This window comes from Pantoea sp. K16, from assembly GCF_048452805.1.
GTDB lineage: Bacteria > Pseudomonadota > Gammaproteobacteria > Enterobacterales > Enterobacteriaceae > Pantoea > Pantoea agglomerans.
The window spans coordinates 324,045-346,100 of record NZ_JBLWNV010000001.1 but is presented as its reverse complement, the minus strand read 5'-3'; the positions used below and the strand labels follow the sequence as shown (position 1 = coordinate 346,100).

The window sequence follows — 22,056 nt, the reverse complement described above, 5'->3', positions numbered from 1 at the left end:
CTGCAGTATAGATGAGGCTTAAGCTTCAGTGCTTTGCGTCAGGTCAGAGGGGGAAAGGCTTCTCTCAGGGCTTAAGAGACGATCATCGGTGGCTCCTGACCCTTGTTCAACGCACGAATGCGCGACCAAAAGCTATCCGGATAGTTTATTTACGATCCGGTTTCAGCCGACGATCAAACCGGAACGGAATGGCCTCAGCCTGTTGAACTATCCGGAAGAACTCGGGATGTTCAGGATTTAACAGATAGTTATATTCTACAGGGGAGAGGGCACTGGGAACACGCAACGCAACCGCATCGCAGGCAGAGCACCAGGCGTCTCCATAGTCAGCCAGTTCTGCCGGTGCATCTTCATCAGCCCAGTTTGCAGGCAACTCAGTGATATCAGCGGTCTGAATCAGCACATCGGGAACATCGATGCGCAGAAGTGTGAAAGCATCCAGGATGTGTGCTGAGTGCAGATGGACCAGTGTTTCCAGCAAAGTCAGCGATGCTGTTTCAGAAACATAAACCATGGATATGCCGATGCTGTTCCAGCGGCCGCCCGCCTCTTTTGCGCCAAATCCCGTCCAGGCTGTCGAAAGATACTTTGTCTTGGTCAGCCTGTAGAGAATCAAGAGTAAACTCCGTGCTCCAGGCGCGTGATTAATTTCATGACCTCGTAAGCCCCGGTTTCAGACGCCATCAGTTCTGCGGGCATTTTCCAGCTCAGTGCCCTGTTAGGCTCATTCAACCATTTTTGCGCTTCATCCTTATCACCTTCGAACAGTTCAACTGCGCGATCAATGACACGGATAATACGCACCAGTCGTTCACTTTGTTCAGCGCTGAATTTCGCTTTCACGCTTCGGCTGAATGTCGTGGAGGGAATACCGGACATTTTGCGCAGGTCATTTTGCGTAATCTTCGCCCAGTTGACGATCAGGTGAGCTACGTTGCCATCAAGGCCTTCATTAATCTGGCCCAGCAGGGCGACACCATCAGCGTTGTTCAGGCCTGCGGCCTGCCATAAGCGTGGCGCCTTGGTTTTGTTCGCAGAAAAGCTGAATGTTTTCATCTGTCACCTCCAATTGGTCATTTAACTATAACCATTTGGTGGGAGGGGAGCAAATTTCAGGATCTGATAAATCAAGAAAACCGGTCACTCTGAACCTTTCAGGGGCATGTGTCAGATCAAGTCGCGACTCACACATATTCATGAGTTTCATTCATATCACGTTATTGATCTGAATAATGTGCAGATTGTCGATCTCATGAGCCAGTTTCTTAAAGAGCGAAATCTGCAATAGCGGGCAGACAAAGATCAGGATTAATCATCATTGATGAATAAAAGTAATAAGCCCTAGCTAATTACCCTACTTAATCCAATTAATCACTTTACGTTATGCTTTTCACACACAACGGCTGAAGGATAACGCCATGCCAACTGTAAAACTCAGAAATGGTAGAGAACATCAATATCCTCGTTTTTGAACGCAGTTCTGAGGATATGTTGCAAATTGCGGCGCTTGATTCCGCAACCAGCGCATTCTTCTCTCATCCCTATCCGGCGATGGTGGAGTGGCTGACTGGCCGCAAACCTGACGTTTAAAACGCAACAGAAGAGGCTTTCAATAATGCAAAAACGCTATCTCGGAAAATCAGGGCTTGAAGTGTCAGCACTCGGTTTGGGCTGTATGGGCCTGAGTCATGGCTATGGTCCGGCGACCGACACCCGTCAGGCTGTTGAGCTGATTCGCGCCGCGGTTGAACGTGGGGTGACATTTTTCGACACAGCCGAAGTTTATGGCCCATATCTTAATGAAGACGTGGTGGGTGAAGCGTTACAACCCTTACGCGACCGGGTGGTTATCGCTACCAAATTTGGTTTTACCTTTGGTGAGGACAATAAACAGCAGATTTTAAACAGCCGCCCGGAACATATTCGCAAAGCTGTTGAAGGCTCGTTGCGTCGTCTGAAAACCGATGTGATTGATTTGCTGTATCAGCACCGCGTCGATCCGGAAGTCCCTATCGAAGATGTTGCGGGAACCGTGAAAGACCTGATTTCAGAAGGTAAGGTCAAACATTTCGGCCTTTCTGAAGCGGGTGCACAAACCATTCGTCGTGCACATGCCGTACAACCTGTTACTGCACTGCAAAGCGAATACTCAATGTGGTGGCGCGAGCCTGAGCAGGAGATCCTGCCATTGCTGGAGGAGTTGGGGATTGGTTTTGTGCCATTCAGTCCATTAGGCAAAGGATTTCTGACGGGCGCGATTAAGTCAGGAACGACATTTGGCAGGGACGATTTCCGTAGTAAGGTGCCGCGTTTTGCCGCTGAAGCAATTGAAGCTAACGAAAAGCTGGTCACATTACTGGGTGAACTGGCTGCCGGAAAAGGGGTTACGTCTGCACAAATAGCACTGGCATGGTTGCTGGCACAAAAACCGTGGATTGTTCCCATCCCCGGCACCACTAAAGTGCAGCGGCTGGATGAAAACCTGAGTGCTGCCGACATCACGCTTTCACAGGACGACGTGCGGCAGATACAAGAGACGCTTGAAACGATAGAAATCGTCGGCGAACGTTACTCCCCTGAACATCAGGCTCGTGTGGGCCGTTAAGATTCATGCGGGTCTGCATCGAATTGCAGACCCGCTATTCCGGGTACCGAAGCGCATCTATCATCAGCGCAAAAGCGGGCGGATGCTGTTTACGGCTCGGGTAACAGAGATAATAACCGGGAAATGCAGGGCACCAATCCTGCAGAATCTGAATTAGCTTTCCGGATTTTACATGCTCCCTGATCGTATCTTCAGGAACACAGGCAATACCAAAACCCGATAATACGGCATCGATTCTTTCTGACAGAAAATTAAACGTGATCTGTTCTTCAACTCTGACACGTAACGATTTTCCTTCCTTCTCAAACTCCCCGTGATAAAGGTTTTAATTTCGGTCATACGAGAGTTCGAGCTGCATGCTCCCCTGCGGAAAAGCGGATATTGCCAGAGGGCATTCCATTGAGTTGAACCAGAGTTCCCAGCTCCTGCTCAAGATCGGCAATACGTGGCTCAGATGGGCCTGATTAGATAACGCGAGATTAAAACGGCGTGCCTGACGTGCCGAACATGTCTGGGCCTATGCCTTTCACACGCCGTCGATACGGAGTTTTATCTGAGAAGGTCATGGTGAGGGGCGGGTTCCATTTCCAGGCGAGCCCCAGGCATAAGAAAGCCTTTATCTGGCGGACAAATCAGTCTATCTTTAAGGAAATGATCATTCTCTAATGGTGTTAGCGATGAACGATAACCGTTATAAAGAGCGGGGACGACCGCGGGCGTTTGATACCGATGCGGCACTGGACAGCGCAATGCTGGTATTCCGGCAAAAGGGCTATCACGCCACCTCGATCGGCGATTTGGGCCAGGCTATGCAGCTCACTACCGGCAGCATCTATAAAGCTTTTACCGACAAGCGCACGCTGTTTGCAAACGTCTTCGCTCGTTATCTCTCAATGCGCAACAGCAGTTTAGCCGCGCGGCTGGCGCAATGTGAAAATGGCCGTGAGCAACTGGCGGCGCTACTCAATTTTTATGTGGATTCAGTGCGCGATGTCGAAGGTGAGCGCGGCTGTCTGGTGGCTGTCAGCGCCGTGGAGCTGCAAACTCTGGATGAGGAACTTGCCGGAGCCGTCAGCGCGGCGCTGATACGCAACCAGCAGAATCTGCAGCAGATAATCAGCCTGGGTCAGCAGGATGGTTCGGTCAATCCTGCACTGGACAGAGACGCCACCGCTTCGCTAATGCTTTGCATTGTTCTGGGGATGCGGGTCGCCGGTAAAGTTGCTGCGACCCGGCCCGATGCCAGCATCGTCCCCCTGGCGCTGAAGTTACTCGACTAAATTTTTTACACATTAAGGAATCGATCGTTTCCTTATTATCCGGAGGTTTTATGCACGAATATCCACTCTACCAGCACCACTTTATTAACATTGACTCGCAGCGGCTGCACTACCTCAGCGCAGGCAGTGAACACGCTGAGGCTGTGGTTTTGCTCGCGGGTTTCCCGCAAAGCAGTTATGCCTGGCGGGAGGTTATTCCCTTGCTTGCCAGCCGCTTTCATGTGATCGCACCCGACCTGCCAGGGCAGGGTGATTCTGACTTTCCAGCCAGTGGTTACGACACTGACAGCGTGGCAGAGCGCATACTGGCGCTGCTGAACCAGCTGGGTATCGAACGCTTTCATCTGGCCGGGCATGATATCGGGGCGTGGGTCGCCTGGTCACTGGCGGCAGGCCATCCCGAAAAGGTCAACCGTCTCGCGCTGCTGGATGGCGGCATTCCCGGTATCACGCTGCCTGACTTACTGCCAATGGTGGGTGATAGCGCCTGGAAAACCTGGCATTTTGGATTTCACTGTGTGGATGATTTACCGGAAGCGCTGATCACTGGCAGAGAGGCGATCTACCTGGACTGGTTTTTTAACCGTAAGTCAGCCAATCCACATCGCATAGATGCGGCGGCCCGTCATGAATATCTGCGCGTTTTTCAGCAGCCCGGGGCCCTGCGGGCCGGACTGGCTTTTTACCGCGCTTTTGCACAGTCGGCAGAGCAGAATCGACAGCGCGCGTTAAAAGGCAAACTGGCTTTACCGCTGCTGGCTGTCAGTGCCGACCAGGGATCGATACCCGATATGGCCACCCCGCTGCGCACCGTAGCGCATCAGGTAAGCATTGAAACTGTTCTCAACTGCGGTCATTTTATTCCCGACGAACAACCCGAGAAATTAGCGGAAATACTGGCAGACTTCTTTATTACCTCTCCGGATAAAAGCGAAATATCACCTCAGTGACAGTAGGGAAAGTAATGTCGTGTGGCGGATTATTAATATTATTGCTGATCCGCTGTTATCTCATACAGGTTTCCAATAAATAACACTATCTTATTGATTTTTAAGTATGTAGAGCAGGCTGTTGCGCGTTGCTTTCTGTCGCGTGCTGTGAATAAATAAACGGTCATCAACGTCCGCCATCAGGATGAGATTAAAATAGCGGTCGGCAGCAGAGTGCCGATCGCATATTGCCGGGGCTGCTATGAATCAGGAAAAAGCACGACTGGCCGGGGAAATAAAAGCCAGAGTTAATGAACTTGAATCGCAGTTAGTGGCGATTCGACGTGATATCCATGCGCATCCGGAATTAGGCTTTGATACGCTGCGCACCGCCAGTCTGGTCACAGAGTATCTGCAGGCGCTGGGACTTAATCCCCGCACCGGCGTTGGCCGCAGCGGTGTTGTGGTGGATATCGACGGCGCAGAGCCGGGTAAGACGCTGCTGTTGCGCGCCGACATGGACGCGTTGCCGATACATGAGCAGACCGGTTTACCGTTTGCCAGCCGCTATCCCGGAAAAATGCACGCCTGTGGGCATGATATTCACACCGCAACGATGCTGGGTGTCGCAACGATCCTGCCGCACTATCGTCAGCAGCTCAAAGGCCGGGTCCGGCTGATATTCCAGCCCGCGGAGGAGACGCCAGAAAGTGGCGCTGAGGCGATGATCGCGGACGGCGCGGCAGATGGCATCGACTGGGCCGTGACCCTGCATAACAAGCCTGAACTGGCTGCGGGGGAAGTCGCCCTGACGCGCGGGGCCAGCACTGCCTCCAGCGATGAATTTGACATTACGGTGCATGGCGTATCGACCCACGCGGCACGTCCGCACATGGGCACCGATCCGATCATCGCGACCGTGCATCTCATCAGCCAGCTACAGACCCTCATCTCGCGTGAACGCGATCCCGCTCACTCCGCCGTATTGACCATCGGGCACATTCAGGGTGGTACCACCCACAATATCATTCCCGATAGCTGCCTGTTTCAGGGCACCATCCGTACTAAGTCGCCGGAAGTACGCGCTGCTATGGAAACCTCGTTTAAACGGATGTGCGAAGGGGTGGCGCTGGCGCAAAACGTGCGGGTGGAGGTTAACTTCCATCGCGGCGTGCCGCCTCTGATGAATGACGATCGCCTGATCGATTCACTGGAACAGATTCTGTCGCATCAGTTTGATAAGCCTATCATCGCGCAGCCCAGCGCCAGCTTTGGAGCCGAAGATTTTTCACTGTTCACGGAACGGGTACCGGGCTGCCAGATTCATATTGGATCGGCCACGCCGGGCCGTGACGATCACCTGCATAACTCCGACTATCAGCCGGACGAACGCAGCATTACCGCCGGGACGCAGGCGCTGACCCGCCTTGCAATTGATTTACTCTCTTAATAATAAATAAATGAGGTTTATATGATGATGCGTAACCGCCTGTTCACGGCTTCTCTGACCGTGGCACTGCTCGCCACTTCCGCGTTCAGCCATGCGAAAGATTTCGGCACCCTGAAGTTTGCGACTGAAGCGGCTTATCCTCCGTTCAACCAGACCACACCGAGCGGAAAAATCGTCGGCTATGAGCCGGATATGGTGGCGGAGCTGGCTAAACGTGCTGGCTTTAAATATGAAATTATCGCCCAGAAATGGTCGGGCATGATCCCGGGTCTTATCGACGGTAAATATGATGCGGTGATCGATGCGGTGACCGTAACGCCAAAACGTGCTGAAGCGATCGATTTTACCCATCAGTACACCGTCAGTGTCTCCAGCTTTGTGACTGCGAAAAAAAGCCCGCTGGCCACGCTGCCAGGCAGCGGCACGATTGTGACGGCGGATGATGACGCCGGCATGAAAAAAGCGATCGACGATCTGAAAACCACCTTCAAAGGGAAAACCATCGCGGTGCAGGTCGCCACCATTCAGGCGGATTTCCTGCAGAAATACCTGGGCGACGTTGCCACTATCCGCACCTATCAGGCGGGTCCTGAAACCTTCGCCGACCTGATGAATGGCCGGGTGGATGCCGTCATGGCGTCTCGTACCAATCTCAACGCCTTTGTGAAAAAACATGCTGAGGCGATCAGCAGCAGCGGCTATGGCTTCTCCGGTGGCGTGCTCGGCGCAGGCTCGGCGATTGGTCTGCGTAAAGGCAACAGTGAGCTGCAGCAGGTGCTGAATCAGGCGCTGGACTCCATGATCAAAGATGGGACGCTGAGCAAACTGTCGATCAAATGGTTTGGCGAAGATGTCGCGCCGAAAGCGTAACCGCTGATGCTGATGAATATTGACTGGCAGATACTGGGCTTCGGAGATGAGGGCTGGGGTGGCGTGCTGCTTAACGCCGCCGCCGTCACCGTTAGCGTGTCACTCTGCGCCTGGCTGCTGGGGGCGTTGCTGGGCAGCGTGCTCTGCTGGATGCAGATTGCCGGTTCACGCTGGCAGCAGCGACTGGCGGCAGGCTATATCACACTGTTTCGCGGCGTGCCGGAACTGCTGGTGATCTACCTCTTCTATTTCGGTGGACGACAGGTGGTCTCCACCGTGGGCACCGCGCTGGGCTTCCAGGGACCGTTTGATGTGAACGGTTTTGTGGCGGGCGCGATTGCCATCGGGCTGATCTCTGGAGCCTATCAGAGCGGGGTATTCCGTGGCGCCTTCTACGCCATTCCCGGCGGAACGCTGGAAGCGGCGACCGTGACCGGCATGGGACGGCTGATGATGTTTCGCCGCATCATCGTGCCGCAGGCGTTACACACAGCGCTGCCCGGCATGGGCAACCAGTGGCAATCGGTGATCAAAGAGTCGGCGCTGGTCTCGGTAACCGGGCTGGTGGAAACCATGAACCAGGTCTCCACCGCAGCCAACTCCACCCAGATGTCCTTTTTCTTCTACAGCGTGGGTGCGGTGATCTACCTGATTATCACCACCTGTTCCGATATGGTTTTCCGCTACGTGGAAAAGTTTGCGATGCGCGGTCAACAGCGCGTGAAGGGGTAAGGAGTCCACGTGGATATCATGTTTTTACAGCAGACGCTGCTGGCGCTGCTGAAAGGATTGCCGCTGACCATCAACCTGGCGCTGCTCTCACTCTTTGGCGGCGGCGTGCTGGCGCTGCTGCTTAACCTGCTGCGCATGACGCGTGTTGGCAGCGTTTTCTGTCGCTTCTACGTCTGGCTATTTCGCGGTACGCCACTGCTGATCCAGATCTTTATGGTCTATTACGGCCTGGGCAGTTTACCGGCGGTGCGGGAAAGCTTGTTCTGGCCGCTGCTGCGCGATCCCTACTGGTGCGGCTTACTGGCGCTGATTCTCAATGATGCCGCCTATACCTCGGAGATCCTGCGCGGCGGGCTGCGTGCCGTCAGTCAGCAGTCGCTGGAGGCCGCTAAAGTCTCAGGCATGTCGTCGTATAAAATCTTTACCCGTATCACCTTACCGATTGCGATTCGACAGGCATTGCCGGCCTACAGCAATGAGATCATCTCGATGATCAAAGCAACGTCGCTGGTCAGCACTATCAGCCTGATGGAGATGACCGGCATTGCCGACTCGATAGTCTCTTCCACTTTCCGGGCGCTGGAGGTGTTCCTGAGCGCGGCGGTGATCTACCTGATACTTACCATGCTGGTCAGCAAAGGCGTATCGATGCTGGAACGACGCTTATCACCTTACTATTTTGGAGCACGCTCATGACCGCACCTACCATCATGCTGAGTCATCTCAGAAAGAGTTATGCGGGACACGAAGTGCTGCACGACATCAGCCTGACCGCGCAGGATGGCGATGTGATATCGCTGATTGGAGCCAGTGGGTCGGGGAAAAGTACGCTGCTACGCTGCATTCCGTTTCTTGAAGTGCCGCAGGCAGGCGAAATTGCGGTAGGCGAGGTGAACGTCACGCTGGATAACGCCGACGAAAAACTGAGCCGCGAGCAGCGCCGTCGCATCAAGCTGATGCGAATGCAACTCGGCTTTGTATTTCAGAGCTTCAACCTGTGGCCGCATAAAACGGTGATGCAGAACATCATTGAAGCGCCGGTTCATGTGCAGAAGCGCAGCCATAAAGAGGCGATTGAAGAAGCAGAAGCGCTGCTCCATAAAGTGGGACTCTATGCAAAACGCGACGCCTGGCCGTCGCAGCTTTCCGGCGGACAGCAGCAGCGTGTGGCGATTGCACGGGCGCTGGCGCAGCAGCCGAAAGCGATACTGTTCGATGAGCCAACTTCAGCGCTGGATCCGGAGCTGGTGGGCGAAGTATTGCGGGTGATCCGCAGTCTGGCGGAAGAGGGACGTACCATGATTATCGTCACCCATGAAATGGGCTTTGCACGTGACGTGTCGAACAAAGCGGTGTTTCTGCACCAGGGCATGATTGAGGAGTCCGGTTCACCGGAGCAGGTGTTTCTCGATCCGATCTCGCCACGCTGCCGCGCCTTTGTAAATAGCCACTTTGAGCGCAATGCAGGCTGAAGCGGCATTCTGATAAGGCTGACGCGCGGAAATTTCATGTTTTGAGATCACAAAACCCCGGAAGATTTCCCGGGGTTTTTTTAATAGCCGCCAGACCACGTTATCCAGAACGATCAGCGCGATCTTACGCCCGGTCCTGAGACGATGCAGCAGCAGCAGGGCGGCCCGCTTCAACCATTGCCTGCCATTGCTGATAGCTGGGGCGGCTCTGGATTTTTGCATACCACGCTTTCAGGGCGCGACACTCGTCAGGAACAGCAAGATTCACCAAAGCCGCGAAAATCATTCCGCCGGTTACGGCGATATCCGCCATCGAAAATGTATTGCCCGCGACATAAGGTTGTGAGCGTAAAACGCCGTCAAAGTAGTGCATCCCTCTGATGGCCTTTTCACGCATCTTCGCACCCCATTCCGGATTCTGAAAGAGCTCCACCTCCGGCCCCAGTCCTGCTGTGGCATGATGGAAATAGACGCTGACCGCATCAAGAAATTCGATCTCAGCCCGTTTGGTCATCATATGGATAACGCCTTTTTCTGCCGGCGTGACGCCAGTCAGAACCGGATTCTCATCCAGCACATCGAGATATTGCGTAATGGCGGTGCATTCAGCGATCAGCGTTCCGTCATTCAGCGCTAGAACCGGCAGTGTTCCTGAATAATTGATCGCTAAAAATTCAGGTTTTTTATGCTCACCTTTCCACAGGTTGACCGGAATAAATTCGACCTCAGAAAGTAATCCCTTTTCCGCCAGGGCAATCCTGACCCGTGCAGGATAAGGGCCATCATACCAGTCATAAATCTTCATCGCGGGGAGTGACGGAACTGCAGATGCATTGTGGATATCAGTCATGATTGAGTTACCTACCTGTCAATTGGTAGGTGGATTGTGATGCCGAACTTTTCTCCTGTCAATCCCTGTCTACCAGTTGGCAGGTAAATATTTTCCCCTTATAATGCGTCTCCACCTCCTGAAGGAAAACTGAGTTATGAGCCTGAACGCGCGTGAAGCCATTCTGGCCGCAGCAAAAAGTGCTGCCCAGAATCATGGCTATAACGGGATTAATTTTCGCAGCATCGCTGACGAGGTAGGCATCAAGAATGCCAGTATCTATTATCACTTCGCCAGTAAGGCCAATCTGGGAGCCGCGGTTGCCAACCGATACTGGCAGGATACGGCTGAGGATTTAAAGACTATACGCGAGCAAAGTGCCTCACCGGATGAAGCGTTGCAGCGCTATCCGCAGATTTTCCGCAAGTCGCTTGAAGATGCCAACCGGCTCTGTCTCTCCAGCTTTATGGCGGCGGAATATGAAGATCTGCCCGAGGAAGTGAAGCGTGAGGTTCAGTGTTTTGTCGATGCGAACGTCGAGTGGCTGACAGAGGTCCTTTGCGAAAAGTCGCCCGATAACGCGGAGAAAAATGCGCAGCGTGCGCTGGCAATTTACACCGCAGTTGCTGGCGCGCAGTTAATAGCCCGCACGCGCCAGGATATAACCATTTTTGATAACCTGATTGCGACCTATCAGGAGAGCGGCCTGATTCCGCTGTCACACTGAATTAAAACGACACCGCGCCTGAAAGAGATGCAGGCGTCAGCACTCAGAGCTTCAGGGCTATCAGTGAAAGCAGCAGTGAGCATTCAGGGTTAAATCGCACTATGGCGCAAGCCGCCTGCCAGTTGTGTGAACACGTCGATCATGTTTGGCAGCGCCTTTTCCGGCTCGCTGCTGGAAGCGACCCACAGTGCGGCATTCAGCGCCGCGCTGTTCAGCAGATGAGCGGCGGCATCGGCGTCGACCGGCTTCATTATCCCGCTGTCGATAAGACGGGTAATCGTTTCACGCGTGGCTTCCAGGCAGCTGTTCTGGCTGGGCCATTGCGAAGGATCTCCCAGAAAAGCCGGGCCATCGCGCAGCACAATGCGTTGCACTTCGGCATCCATTGCCATGCGGATGTAGGCGATGCCTTCCGCCACCAGCTTCTCCCACGCATCGCTCACCCCAGACGCTGCCGCTTTAGCCTGCTGGGCCATGTCGCCATCAACCTGTGCGACGACCGCCGCAAGCAGCCCCTTTTTATCACCAAAATTGTGGTAGAGCGCCCCGCGTGTCAGACCTACGCTGGCCGTCAGTTCATCCATTGACGCAGCGGCAAAGCCTTTTTCGGCAAAGGCTTTGCGTGCTGCTGCAATCAGTTTTGCCCGGTTCTCTTCCATTGTTTCAGCGCGACGTTTAACGGCCATACACTCTCCTTTCACATACGCGAGGTATATTAATTGACATACTCGGCGTATGTGTGATTAATGTGACATACGCCGCGTATATTAAATCAAACTCGTGTGCGCTGCATCCTGCAATCCGCTAAAGGCTATTGAGGAAATTCTATGATCACCCGCGAACCCATTTTTCCTGCTAATCGTCACGCTCTCTATGAGCAACATGGTTATTCAGCGGCTATCCGCTCAGGCGATCTGCTGTTTGTCTCTGGTCAGGTGGGCAGCCGTGCCGACGGCACGCCGGAGCCCGATTTTGCTGCTCAGGTAGAACGGGCATTTGAGAATCTGGCAGCCACGCTCGCTGCGGCAGGGTGTACCTTTGACGATCTGATCGATGTCACCACATTTCACACCGATCCGGAGCATCAGTTCGAAACCATCATGCAGATAAAGCAGCGCGTTTTTCCGCAGCCTCCTTATCCTAACTGGACAGCGGTGGGTGTGACGTGGCTGGCGGGATTTGATTTTGAAATTAAGGTGATTGCGCGCATTCCCGATCAACGGGACCAACGGAGCCTGTCACAGAGTGCATAAAGCATGAGTGGCAATCTGCCTGTCAGGTACTTTACACCGGAGACGGGCGCTGCGATGACATGCCGGACGTTAAATAAGCTGGCATCACATACAGGGATGTCCCGCGCTGCATTTGCAAAACATTTTGGTCAGACGGTTGGAATTACTCCCATAGAATATCTGACGCAATGGAGGATGCCGCTCGCCAGCAATCATCTGCAAAATTCAGACGAGACGATTTCAGGCGTTTCTGCCGCACTGGGATATGAGTCGGAGAGCGCCTTCAGAAAAGCATTTAAGCGTGTTACTGGCGCTTCACCAGGAAAGTTAACCCATTCGAAAAAGTTTTGAAGGTTAATCGAAAACCCCATTAATTACGGCGGTCACGACAGCGGTGCTCAGGGCTATCAGCACAAGATTATCTCCGACAGATCGCCATTCGTAACCAGGGTAATAGGGCAGCTCATTTAGCATTGATGCTGGCAAACTTTTTTTGGCGATACCCGGAGGCAAAGGTTTACCACGCGCAACTTTTTTAGCTATTCCTGGCGGCAAAGACTGATAGCCGACAAGGCCATAATTGACGGCAAGTTTACGTGCAAGAGAGTAGTTGATATCTGACTCGACGTGATCGGGTCGTCCTGCGTTCTTACGATTTCCATGTTTTTCTTTCGGACCCGCATTACCATGCCCCTTGTTTCCGTGCTCTCCGCTTTTGCCGTTATTACCCGGGTTTCCGCTATTACCATTACCCTGACCGCCACCACCGTTGCCGTTGCCCGGATTTGCGAAAACGGGCGCAGCAAGCACGGTACAAGATATCACCACCGCAAATGCGGCTTTTAAAGCGCGAGATTTGAGCATGTAATCTTTCCTTAATATTATTCAGTAATCTGAACCAGAAAATATAAAGCGATGTAAGGAGGTAACATGAGCTCAACCTCTTCACATTATTATGTCACCTGTTAGTTATTACCCAGCATTAAACGGCCGACAACCACATAGCAACCTTAAGAATTATCTCAAACTAATCAAAGAAAAGCTGTACGATGTTTTGATATTTCGTATAAACTTTATGCTGAAGCCCTTGCTAACAATAGATAAATTTTCGGCTTTAAGCGAGGCGGAATACATTTTCGTTATTTTTATGCTGCTGCAATGCATTGTTTATACTTGCGATTACCTGACATTACTACAACGCTTAATAACTCTGCTACGTAAGGTACCTTAAGCGAGACAGAAACCATGTCGACTCATGAGACGGAGCAGGTAATTTTGAGGAGAACTTTTCTGATATCGGTCTTCCCATAATATTCAGGATTACAAAATGAAAAATAATAAAAGCTATAAAGGATGGCTGGCTATATCAGCCGTCGTCGCTCTGTGCAGCACTGCCACCGTACAGGCTGAGACGCAGACAAGCGCCCCGCAGGGCGGGAATACACCGCAGACCGTAAAGAATGACAAGCTCAGCCCTGGTGATGAAAAAGCACTGAAGGATATGGCGCAGGCCAATATCAATGAAATTGCCGCCGCCAAAATTGCGCTGAACAAAACACAAAGCGCAGAAGTTAAAACCTTTGCACAGAAGATGGTCGAAGATCATGGCAGTGCTCTGACAAAAGTTCAGGCGGTTGCTAAGCAAAAAGAGGTGACATTACCGACTGCGCCAGACGCTAAACATAAGGCCATGGCCGACAAGCTGGAAAAGCAGAGCGGCGCTGCCTTTGACAAAATGTATATGGAAAATGCCGGAATAATGGATCATAAGATGGTGCTGTCGACGCTGAAGAGTGACGCGACGAAGATAAAGGATCCGGATGTGAAAGCGCTGGCCGACGCGCATACCCCTGTTGTAGAACAGCATCTGAAATCCGCCCAGCACATGGCGATGTAACCGGGCTGGCCGGTTCCGAATTATCCGCAAGCGCTGTTACGGGATCATCGGGACCAGCCAGAAACGACATAATCCACCATCGGCTGGAATTTCTTTCTCGTTACGCCAGTCTTGGCCTGAACAGCCATGCCCTGCGCTCAGCCACATCGGTATAACTGGGTTGAAATGCGAGCTTCAGGCGCCATCAAGCCCCAGCGTTTCACGACGCAGGAAGGCCCAGTCAATCAGAGCAGTCATTGATGGCCCAAGCGCTTTACCCAGATCGGTAAGTGAGTACTCAACACGCGGAGGGACTTCGGGATAAACCGTGCGAGTCACGATGCCATCCTGTTCCAGTTGCTTAAGCTGCTGGATCAGCATTTTTTGATTTACGCCCTCAATCCGGCGCTCCAGCTCTGAAAAGCGCAGCGGGCCTTTAGCGGCGAAAAGCTGACAGATAATAATTGTCTTCCATTTTCCTTCAATAATCTTCAGCGCTTCGGTGGTAGCCTGAGCCCACACCAGTCGCTGCTCCGGAATATCACAACGCCAGTCTCTTTCCATACTTACCTTCAGGTTAGTAACCCACTATTTTGTCGGTTCTTGTTGTTTATTCAGTGAATATATAGGGTATCTCACTTAATCACAGAATCAGGAGCGAAATATGAAAATCGGCGTAATTGGCACAGGTAATATCGGTGGAACCCTGGCACGTAAGCTCAGTGAAGCGGGGCACAAGGTAAAAATCGCTAACTCACGCGGAATTGATGGCGTGCGTGATTTCGCGGGTGAAATTAATGCAGAACCCACAGACATCAGGGGAGCGGTTACAGACGTCGAAGCCGTAATTCTCTCCATTCCGCTGCCGGCACTTAGCAGCCTGCCTGATGGGCTTTTCGATCACCTTCCAACCCATGTCCCGGTGATCGACACCAGCAACTACTATCCTGGCCTGCGCGATGCACCGATTACTGCACTGGATAATGGGCAGACCGAAAGCGAATGGGTTCAGGAGCAAATCGGGCACCCTTTGGTTAAAGCTTTTAATAACATCCTTGCCGACTCGCTCGCCGATCTGGGCCAGCCACAGGGAAGTCGGGGTCGTCTGGCAGTTGCCGTAGCGGGAGATCATCCTGATGCTGTGCAGACGGCCATGTCACTGGTTAACGACACCGGTTTTGATCCTGTGTTCTCTGGGACTATCGCTGAATCATGGCGTCAGCAGCCCTGCACGCCTTGTTACTGCTGTGACTGGGAAGCGCCCGTGATGCTGCGAGCTCTGGCGTTGGCCAGAAAGGGAGAAGGTCAGGCTCGGTTGCCACAGCTTTATGCCAGTTTCGCGACGCTGGGTGATGCGCCCTCTCATCAGGATATTATCGAAAACAACCGTGCCATAAACTGGCCGGTTTGAATTTCCTGGGAAGAATAATCTGTCTGCGTTGATGATCTGGCTAAGGTGACTTAATAATTCACTGATTTCGTATTCTTTATCGGCACTGCCATAATCATGATGCCGTTGAGGCTCGCGTCGGGTTCGCTTTAATCAATATCAGATAGCCACACTGTGTCGTTCAGGTGAGAGAAATCTCTGAGCAAACCTGACTGTGATAATCGACGGCCAATGGTTTATCCCCCGGCCCTTCTGATTATTCAGATATCGTCCTGTCAGATTAAAGCCCCGTTCCGGGGCTTTATCACTCTCATTTTTGACCCGACTTATTTCTGCATGTCGCCACTATATCGTCAGAACTGACATATTCCCGAGTCTGAACACCTGTAATGCCCAGCATGGTTGAGAAAAGGTTGTCCTGAGAATATTTTTGCGTGGTGGCTTGCTGGCTCAGGCATTTGTAGTCCACGGCATAACGCTGCTGGTAATCGGGTGAAAGCCAGATAAGCAGCGGCACGCGAGTCTGGGCTTCAGGCGCGATAGCATAGGGCAGGCCATGCAGATAGACACCTTTCTCTCCCAGCGACTCACCATGATCGGAAAGATAAACCAGACTGGTCGTAAACTCCTCCTGATGGGCTTTGAGTAATTCAATCGCTTTGTCGACGATATAGTCCGCATACAGGATGGTATTGTCATAAGTATTAATCAGCTGGGCCTGAGAACATTCCTGAATCTGTTTGGTTTCACAGGTGGGCGTGAATTTTCGGAACGCCGGGGGGTAACGATGGTTGTAGGTTGGCCCGTGGCTGCCAATAGTATGCAGAACGATAAGACCATTGCCCTGAAGCTGTTTGATATACTCCTCCAGACCATGGAAAAGCACCTCATCATAGCACTCGCCTTTAATACACATTCCCGGAAGATTCAGGGCTGTCATATCCTGATTAGGGACCCGATCGCAGGCCCCTTTGCATCCCGCATCGTTCTCATTCCATAAAACACTCAGCCCTGCACGCTGAATAATATCCAGTAGCCCCTCCTGATGACTGGCCAGGGCATCATCGTAGTGCTTGCGCGGCATGTTCGAAAACATGCAGGGAACGGAGACCGCCGTGGATGTGCCACAGGAGGAGACGTCAGGAAAATAGACGACGTCATCTTCCGCCAGCAGTGGATTGGTTGGCCGTGAATAACCTCCCAGAGAAAAATTGGCGGCGCGTGACGTTTCACCCACAACCAGAATCGTCAGGTTTTTTTTAGGGCCGTTCAGCATGTGGGGGAGTTGATGCGCATCTTCGCCTATTTTCACCAGGGGAAGATTCGCCCGCTCGCGGTGATTATAGTAAGAGAGCGAGGCGGCAATAAAATTAGACGGACTCAGGGATTTCACCAGCTCGTGATTATTACGAAACAGTGAGGCGTAATCCTTATAAAACAACATGGCTATCACGGCTATCAACACAACAGAAATCACCAGACTTAAAGCGCGCTCAAGCACTCCTTTCCACACCGGAACCGACTTTTTAAACGCGGGCCAGAAGGCAAGTACAGCCATAAAAATGCCGGTAAAAAATATTACCACTATCATCTTAGGCGTCAGCAGCGCCATGCTTTCTGCTGGCGTGGTATCCACCATGTTGGTGATCATTGAACGGTCAAGAATGATGCCATAGTGCTGAATAAAGTACTGAGCCGTGGCAGAGACAAAGATAAATAGTGCAATGGTTATCCTGTCCAGCCAGAGAAATGAGGCAATAGTCACCACAATATTGATGACGCTAAAAGCCACAAGGGGCATGGAGAACAAAAAAAGAATATTTTTAAGCTCATTTAGCGGTATAAGTGAATATGCCTGCCGGTAAAAGGCGAGATTGAGAAAAACCGAGATATAAATTGAGAATAATATAATAAACGTAACGCGGTGCATCACGGGCTGACTGATTGTGAATCGTGGCATAAAGGTATTCCGTAACCTTGAAAAAATTGAGCCAATACAGATTATTTCTGAATTGATTAGTGATAATTAATAAAATTCATGTGCTGTGAACCACAGGTAGAAGAAGCTAATGACTATGATCATAGAAATTACCACTGTAAAACATTCACTTGATGATGGTCTGAGCATGACAGGTGCCTGGGAAAGAAAGGGTTCATAATTGTGAATGTTAAGTAAAAATTAACCTTTTGCTACAGTTTGTGCGGTTAACTTTTCTATTATGTGGTCGGGTTCACACTTTTACGGTGAAGATGCTGAAAAGGATAAGATAGGGGCGTGAGATAATTGAGACGCCAGAGAGCAGCTGTCGCCGAAGATAAGAACAGGCACTCACAGAATAAATTGTGTCAGTACCTGTTGATACTGCTCAGTACAATCTATGAGCCGCTGAATTCCCCAACTGAAAGTGGTGCATCGTAATAGTTAGCATGCGCAGCATTGCTCTACAGGCTTGTCCTTAAGCCTGAGAGATCCAGATTACTCTCCGGCGAGTGCGGTAATAAAGTCACGATAGGTATGCAGTGGGCGGCCAAGCAGGGTGACCAGACGTTCCCGGTCGCCCTCTTGTGGAATCATCCCATCACTGACGTAACGTTCAGCCATCAGCCGCATTTCATACGCCATCCAGCGCGGCATAAACTCCGCCATATTGGCTTCGAATACATCCGGATTATCTCCTCCATAAATTACCGGACGGCCCAGAAGCTGTTGCCAGGCTGCTGCTGCCTCTTCTCCGTTGAGCGTATCCGGCCCCACGAGATTGAGCGTTTCGACCGGTAATTCTTCGCTGGCCTGGTCGCGCCTTATCAGTTCAATTGCCGCCACTTCAGCAATATCCCGTGTATCGACCATTGCCAGGCCAGTCATGCCGATCGGCATCGGGTAAACGCCGTGGTTGATGATCACATCTTTGATCATCACCTCATTATCGATGAAGTAGGTGGGGCGCAGAATAGTAGCGCTAAACCCCATCTCTTTCAGCATGCGCTCGGCACCATATTTGACGGCAAAATGCGGCACGTTAACCGAAATGTCTGCGCCAAAAACCGACAGGTAGACGACACGCTTAATGCCGCACTCTCTGGCAATATTGAGCGTGATGATTGTCTGCGTATATTCATCTGCAGCGACCGCGTTCAGTAAAAAAAGCGTTTTGATGCCGCTGAAGGCGGCGCGCAGGGCGTCGATATCCAGCAGATCGCCTTTAACAACGTCGACATTGTCCGCAAAGCCCGCTTTTGCCGGATCGCGTGTCAGAACACGGAAATCAGCACCGCGGTGGATAAGCTGATCGACAAGGTGGCGGCCAACACGGCCAGTGGCGCCGGTAACAAGAATCGTCATGATGTTTATTCCATAATGTCTGGGTGGGTGTGAGCAAACAATAAGCCGATCCATTTCCCACGAATAGACGCTAATATTGAGACGAGTTGTTCCATAAATGAGACAGCCTGTGGATATTAACGCGCTAAAAGATTTTCATCTGATTGCCGCCTGGGGAGGGTTGGGTGCTGCCAGTCGCGCCAGCGGAAGGCCCAAAGCCACGCTATCACGCAGGCTGGCTGAACTTGAAGAGGCGGTTGGTGTGCGGCTGATTGAGCGGGGCGGCCAGCGACTGCGGGTCACCGATGCTGGCGAACGTTTGCTGGCACGCACCGCCGGGCCAATACAGGAGATTGATGAAGCCGCGCGATCAGCACGCGACGAGCGGACAAAGCCTGCGGGCACCCTGCGTATCGCCGCACCGCTGCTGTTTTCGCAACTGGCGCTTGGCGGCCTGCTGGCTGCGTTTCAGCGACGCTATCCTGACATCCTGATTGAAGCTATTTCAGAAGATCGCATGAGCGATCTGGTGGATGAGCAATTTGACGTTGCTATTCGTATTAATCCACAGAAAAACAGTTCGCTGGTCGGCCGGTGTTTTGCCCGTGATAAGCAGGTGCTGGTGGCGCTTCCCGCGCTTGTCATGCCAACAGGCGATCCGCATAACCCGCCGGAAATACCGGCAGTTGTGATGTCAACGTTTCAGCCTGGTGAGCTCTGGGCCGTACAGGACGGAGAGCGATGTTTTACGCCACAGCCTCTGATGCGTCTGTCATCCATTCTGACGCTCCGGGACGCCGTTCTGGCGGGTGCTGGTGCGGCGATGCTTCCGCAATCCCTCGTCAGCAAACAGCTGGAAGAGGGAGAGCTTGTCTGCTGGGGAGAGGAGGAAAATCTTACTGAGCTCTGGGTGCTGCACACTTCCCGCCATCTCCAGAGCATCAGGGTTAAGGTTTTCGTGGAATTTATCTGTGAACACTATCCTGCGGGCTGGTTCGTGACCTGAGCCGCAGGGTTCAGGGGATTAACGTCAAACAGCCTATGCCGCTTCCCGCCCATACCAAAAGGAGGATCAGACCTCTTTACGGCCCAGATAACGCTCTTTCATCAGTGACAGTTTTATGCCGATATCCAGCGCCGGCGATGGCGGCATGAAACTGGCCTTGCCCAGCGACAGCATATCCGCGATATGCGGGTTGTCCTGTTTCATCATGTAATCTGCCAGCAGACTGCCCGCTACGGTCTGTTTTGAAACACCTGCGCCGTTACAGCCACCCGCCGTACAGATAAATTTGTTCAGCATGCCCCATTCAGGCGCGCCGTTTCGCGTAACGCTGATGGTGCCGGACCAGGTGTGGGTTATCTTTACGCTGCTGAGGGTCGGATAGACTTTATGAAATAAGCGCTGATGCAGCTGGGTTGCCTGCCAGGTCTCTGCGGCATTTACCTGACCGCTGAGTGCGGGTATCACGTGCTGGCGAATCAGGAAACGGCGGTCTGAGGTAAAACGGAAGGTTGCACCGGCAATCGCATTAACCGGCGTAAGCCCCCAGCTCTGCATGGGGGGCAGGGTGGCCAGTTGTTCATCCGTCAGCGGATCGGTAATGCTGGCGAAGGTCGCCATTGCTGCCTGACGCGAAAGTCCTGGTCGCAACTCTGGCGATAATGCGTTGGTGGCCAGCATCACCTTTGGCGTTTTGATGATGCCAAACGGTGTCAGCACTTCAGCCATGCTGCCGTAGCGAATCCCCAGCACTGGCGTGTTATCGAAGCGTTGAACATTTTCAGGTAAAGAGTGGTTTAGCCCGGCGATCAACTGCGCTGGATTAACCAGCACACAGCCAGGTGTATATATCCCTTTGCTGTAAAAGCGCGTGCCGAGTTTTAAGTAAAGCTCCTCGCTGTCTGACATCTGCCACGGCTCATCCATTAAATCGAGGTGGCTGGCGTACTCTTTTAAAATACGATCGTTGCCACGCTCAGCCTGGCAGTGATATTTACCGACCTGTTGCCAGTCGCACTGAAGATGATGCTGAGAAATAACCTGCTCCAGTTGACGAATGCCTTCCTGAAGCAGGTTACGGTAAGGGTTGGCCTTTTTTAATTCAGCGGTGGAACTGCCAATATTATGAGGCAGACCGATAACAAATCCGGAATTACGTGCCGATGCGCTTTCCCGAGTGCTGTACGCGTCGACAATGACAATTTTGAGGCCAGGATTAATTTCAGCCAGGCGGCGCGCAAAGGCAACACCTGCAAATCCCGCGCCGACGATAACCCAGTCGGCAGTCATATCCTCTCGCAGCATGGGCTGCGGCGGAAAACAATGCTCACCCGCAGGCCAGCCCAGTTGATTGTGATTAAATGGTATCGATGCGTAGCGCAATTCCCTGTGCCCTTATCTAAAAAATAAAGCAATTTTATAAGTGAAAGCAGGATATCTGTGCCAGCGGTAATCTGACTAATGTTGATTTCAGACAAGTAAAATTCAGGTGGATGATTCTTGAGTTAACAACCAAAGGTTGTGCGAATTGTCGAAGAAGGGATGATAACGCGACTGTTATGGGGTTTATTTTCTGATGTCAAAGACTGAAAAAAGCGATCTGCAGAGGCGATATATTCATGAGGTGAGAGCGAAATGGAACAGGTCGCGCTATTAACTGGCAATTTCGAGTGAGAATCCGCCCCTGAAACGGATAACTGTAGGGCATCAAAGCGTTTTATAGATTTCAGCAATGACCTGCATCGTTGCCTCTTCTACGGTTCCTTCATTGCGACATAAAAACCAGCCGTGGTTAGTCATCTCCTGCTCGAATGCTCTGGTGCAAGCGACATGCTCTTCCAGTTTGTGAATGACTGTACTCCCCAGCCCACGCGATCGTGCCGCGGCTCGTTCCCATGAAACTTCAGGTGCCGTGACCACCCCGACATGCAGATCTGGCGCTCGCACATTGAGTTCAATATTTCGCTGCAAAATCTCTGCAAAGGGCATCATCCGCCGAAACGCGGCATCAGACGGATACCAGCGATCCATCAGGATAATGCAGTTCCCGGGCTGTTTAGTGAGTACGTTGTGTGAAATCCAGGCACGGCTAACGGCAAAGCGTTCACAAATATCCTGTTCAAGATCAACGGAGGGATTTCTGGCGAGCCTGTTAACCAGCGCCATTGTTTCCGCCCTGAAGGGATCGCTTTTTTGCTCGCTAAGTCGGATCACCTTCCTGTTATCTGCTCTTAGCACTTGCGTAATGGACTCCAGCAGAGTGGTTTTACCGGTTCCCTTGGGCCCATCCAGAGAAACAAAAAGCTGACGACTCATGCCTGGAATGAGAAGTGAGGAAA

24 protein-coding genes and 2 pseudogenes are annotated in these 22,056 nt (G+C 52.1%); 15 read left to right on the top strand and 11 right to left on the bottom strand.

Annotated elements, in window-relative coordinates; translation table 11 throughout:
- Window positions 1-145: 145 nt before the first annotated feature.
- Together ACK13D_RS01665 and parS are read right to left on the bottom strand one after the other, a co-directional pair.
- Window positions 146-616: an RES family NAD+ phosphorylase gene (locus ACK13D_RS01665; protein WP_045139959.1), complete on the bottom strand. Its 471-nt coding sequence runs from the start codon at window positions 614-616 to the stop codon at window positions 146-148.
- Window positions 613-1,056 (bottom strand): type II RES/Xre toxin-antitoxin system antitoxin, encoded by a 444-nt coding sequence (gene parS, locus ACK13D_RS01660; protein ID WP_060678866.1) that lies wholly within the window; start codon window positions 1,054-1,056, stop codon window positions 613-615. The genes ACK13D_RS01665 and parS overlap by 4 nt, the downstream gene beginning before the upstream one ends.
- A 384-nt stretch (window positions 1,057-1,440) precedes the next feature.
- Here parS and ACK13D_RS01655 point away from each other — a divergent pair.
- Both ACK13D_RS01655 and ACK13D_RS01650 read left to right on the top strand, forming a co-directional pair.
- Window positions 1,441-1,590 (top strand): annotated as a pseudogene (locus ACK13D_RS01655) (aldo/keto reductase); the annotation flags it as partial.
- Between the two features lie 25 nt (window positions 1,591-1,615).
- Complete coding sequence (locus ACK13D_RS01650) at window positions 1,616-2,605, top strand: aldo/keto reductase (protein WP_158132404.1); 990 nt, start codon at window positions 1,616-1,618, stop codon at window positions 2,603-2,605.
- 34 nt (window positions 2,606-2,639) lie between these two features.
- Here the strand turns inward: ACK13D_RS01650 and ACK13D_RS01645 are convergent.
- A pseudogene (locus ACK13D_RS01645) lies at window positions 2,640-3,057 on the bottom strand (LysR substrate-binding domain-containing protein); the annotation flags it as partial.
- Window positions 3,058-3,270: 213 nt separating this feature from the next.
- On the opposite strand from ACK13D_RS01645, the gene ACK13D_RS01640 reads away from it, so the two are divergent.
- The 7 genes from ACK13D_RS01640 to ACK13D_RS01610 all read left to right on the top strand — a co-directional run bounded on the left by ACK13D_RS01640 (window position 3,271) and on the right by ACK13D_RS01610 (window position 9,338).
- Window positions 3,271-3,885, top strand: a complete 615-nt coding sequence (locus ACK13D_RS01640) for a TetR/AcrR family transcriptional regulator (protein WP_346446735.1) — start codon at window positions 3,271-3,273, stop codon at window positions 3,883-3,885.
- A 50-nt stretch (window positions 3,886-3,935) separates the two neighbouring features.
- On the top strand, window positions 3,936-4,835 hold the full coding sequence (locus tag ACK13D_RS01635) for an alpha/beta fold hydrolase (RefSeq protein WP_418795505.1): 900 nt from the start codon (window positions 3,936-3,938) through the stop codon (window positions 4,833-4,835).
- Window positions 4,836-5,076: 241 nt separating this feature from the next.
- On the top strand, window positions 5,077-6,264 hold the full coding sequence (locus ACK13D_RS01630) for a M20 metallopeptidase family protein (protein ID WP_418795503.1): 1,188 nt from the start codon (window positions 5,077-5,079) through the stop codon (window positions 6,262-6,264).
- Between the two features lie 21 nt (window positions 6,265-6,285).
- Complete coding sequence (locus ACK13D_RS01625) at window positions 6,286-7,134, top strand: ABC transporter substrate-binding protein (RefSeq protein ID WP_187661376.1); 849 nt, start codon at window positions 6,286-6,288, stop codon at window positions 7,132-7,134.
- Between the two features lie 6 nt (window positions 7,135-7,140).
- Window positions 7,141-7,866: an ABC transporter permease gene (locus tag ACK13D_RS01620; RefSeq protein ID WP_418795501.1), complete on the top strand. Its 726-nt coding sequence runs from the start codon at window positions 7,141-7,143 to the stop codon at window positions 7,864-7,866.
- Window positions 7,867-7,875: 9 nt separating this feature from the next.
- Window positions 7,876-8,562 (top strand): ABC transporter permease, encoded by a 687-nt coding sequence (locus tag ACK13D_RS01615; protein WP_010246777.1) that lies wholly within the window; start codon window positions 7,876-7,878, stop codon window positions 8,560-8,562.
- Window positions 8,559-9,338 (top strand): ABC transporter ATP-binding protein, encoded by a 780-nt coding sequence (locus ACK13D_RS01610; RefSeq protein ID WP_010246775.1) that lies wholly within the window; start codon window positions 8,559-8,561, stop codon window positions 9,336-9,338. The genes ACK13D_RS01615 and ACK13D_RS01610 overlap by 4 nt, the downstream gene beginning before the upstream one ends.
- Window positions 9,339-9,462: 124 nt before the next feature.
- On the opposite strand, the gene ACK13D_RS01605 is transcribed toward ACK13D_RS01610, so the two are convergent.
- Complete coding sequence (locus ACK13D_RS01605; protein WP_158132408.1) at window positions 9,463-10,188, bottom strand: glutathione S-transferase; 726 nt, start codon at window positions 10,186-10,188, stop codon at window positions 9,463-9,465.
- 136 nt (window positions 10,189-10,324) lie between these two features.
- Here ACK13D_RS01605 and ACK13D_RS01600 point away from each other — a divergent pair, with 136 nt between their 5' ends.
- Window positions 10,325-10,894, top strand: a complete 570-nt coding sequence (locus tag ACK13D_RS01600) for a TetR/AcrR family transcriptional regulator (protein WP_033787231.1) — start codon at window positions 10,325-10,327, stop codon at window positions 10,892-10,894.
- 89 nt (window positions 10,895-10,983) lie between these two features.
- Here ACK13D_RS01600 and ACK13D_RS01595 read toward each other — a convergent pair whose 3' ends face one another.
- A complete protein-coding gene (locus tag ACK13D_RS01595) occupies window positions 10,984-11,580 on the bottom strand; it encodes a TetR/AcrR family transcriptional regulator (RefSeq protein ID WP_163800093.1) in 597 nt (198 codons plus the stop codon).
- 141 nt (window positions 11,581-11,721) lie between these two features.
- Between ACK13D_RS01595 and ACK13D_RS01590 the strand changes: the two genes are divergently transcribed.
- Both ACK13D_RS01590 and ACK13D_RS01585 read left to right on the top strand, forming a co-directional pair.
- On the top strand, window positions 11,722-12,147 hold the full coding sequence (locus tag ACK13D_RS01590) for a RidA family protein (RefSeq protein ID WP_033768711.1): 426 nt from the start codon (window positions 11,722-11,724) through the stop codon (window positions 12,145-12,147).
- Window positions 12,148-12,150: 3 nt separating this feature from the next.
- A complete protein-coding gene (locus ACK13D_RS01585) occupies window positions 12,151-12,477 on the top strand; it encodes a helix-turn-helix domain-containing protein (protein WP_163800091.1) in 327 nt (108 codons plus the stop codon).
- Window positions 12,478-12,480: 3 nt separating this feature from the next.
- On the opposite strand, the gene ACK13D_RS01580 is transcribed toward ACK13D_RS01585, so the two are convergent.
- On the bottom strand, window positions 12,481-12,990 hold the full coding sequence (locus ACK13D_RS01580; protein ID WP_163800089.1) for an anti-virulence regulator CigR family protein: 510 nt from the start codon (window positions 12,988-12,990) through the stop codon (window positions 12,481-12,483).
- 463 nt (window positions 12,991-13,453) lie between these two features.
- On the opposite strand from ACK13D_RS01580, the gene ACK13D_RS01575 reads away from it, so the two are divergent.
- On the top strand, window positions 13,454-14,023 hold the full coding sequence (locus ACK13D_RS01575) for a DUF4142 domain-containing protein (protein ID WP_022624601.1): 570 nt from the start codon (window positions 13,454-13,456) through the stop codon (window positions 14,021-14,023).
- A 174-nt stretch (window positions 14,024-14,197) separates the two neighbouring features.
- Here ACK13D_RS01575 and ACK13D_RS01570 read toward each other — a convergent pair whose 3' ends face one another.
- Window positions 14,198-14,566: a winged helix-turn-helix transcriptional regulator gene (locus ACK13D_RS01570; RefSeq protein WP_163800087.1), complete on the bottom strand. Its 369-nt coding sequence runs from the start codon at window positions 14,564-14,566 to the stop codon at window positions 14,198-14,200.
- A 100-nt stretch (window positions 14,567-14,666) separates the two neighbouring features.
- Between ACK13D_RS01570 and ACK13D_RS01565 the strand changes: the two genes are divergently transcribed.
- Complete coding sequence (locus ACK13D_RS01565; protein WP_418795496.1) at window positions 14,667-15,413, top strand: NADPH-dependent F420 reductase; 747 nt, start codon at window positions 14,667-14,669, stop codon at window positions 15,411-15,413.
- A 289-nt stretch (window positions 15,414-15,702) separates the two neighbouring features.
- On the opposite strand, the gene eptA is transcribed toward ACK13D_RS01565, so the two are convergent.
- Both eptA and ACK13D_RS01555 read right to left on the bottom strand, forming a co-directional pair.
- Entirely contained in the window at window positions 15,703-17,352 is a 1,650-nt protein-coding gene (gene eptA / locus ACK13D_RS01560; protein WP_418795494.1) for a phosphoethanolamine transferase EptA, read from the bottom strand.
- A 516-nt stretch (window positions 17,353-17,868) separates the two neighbouring features.
- On the bottom strand, window positions 17,869-18,735 hold the full coding sequence (locus tag ACK13D_RS01555; protein WP_010246749.1) for an SDR family oxidoreductase: 867 nt from the start codon (window positions 18,733-18,735) through the stop codon (window positions 17,869-17,871).
- 109 nt (window positions 18,736-18,844) lie between these two features.
- On the opposite strand from ACK13D_RS01555, the gene ACK13D_RS01550 reads away from it, so the two are divergent.
- On the top strand, window positions 18,845-19,720 hold the full coding sequence (locus tag ACK13D_RS01550; protein WP_061902305.1) for a LysR family transcriptional regulator: 876 nt from the start codon (window positions 18,845-18,847) through the stop codon (window positions 19,718-19,720).
- A gap of 66 nt (window positions 19,721-19,786) precedes the next feature.
- Here the strand turns inward: ACK13D_RS01550 and ACK13D_RS01545 are convergent, their stop codons facing one another.
- Window positions 19,787-21,100 carry an NAD(P)/FAD-dependent oxidoreductase gene (locus ACK13D_RS01545; protein ID WP_418795492.1) on the bottom strand — a complete coding sequence of 438 codons (1,314 nt, stop codon included), beginning with the start codon at window positions 21,098-21,100 and terminating at the stop codon, window positions 19,787-19,789.
- A gap of 324 nt (window positions 21,101-21,424) precedes the next feature.
- The gene (locus ACK13D_RS01540) at window positions 21,425-22,033 is read right to left on the bottom strand and encodes a dTMP kinase (RefSeq protein ID WP_061703336.1); all 609 of its coding nucleotides are present in this window, start codon (window positions 22,031-22,033) and stop codon (window positions 21,425-21,427) included.
- Window positions 22,034-22,056: the final 23 nt, after the last annotated feature.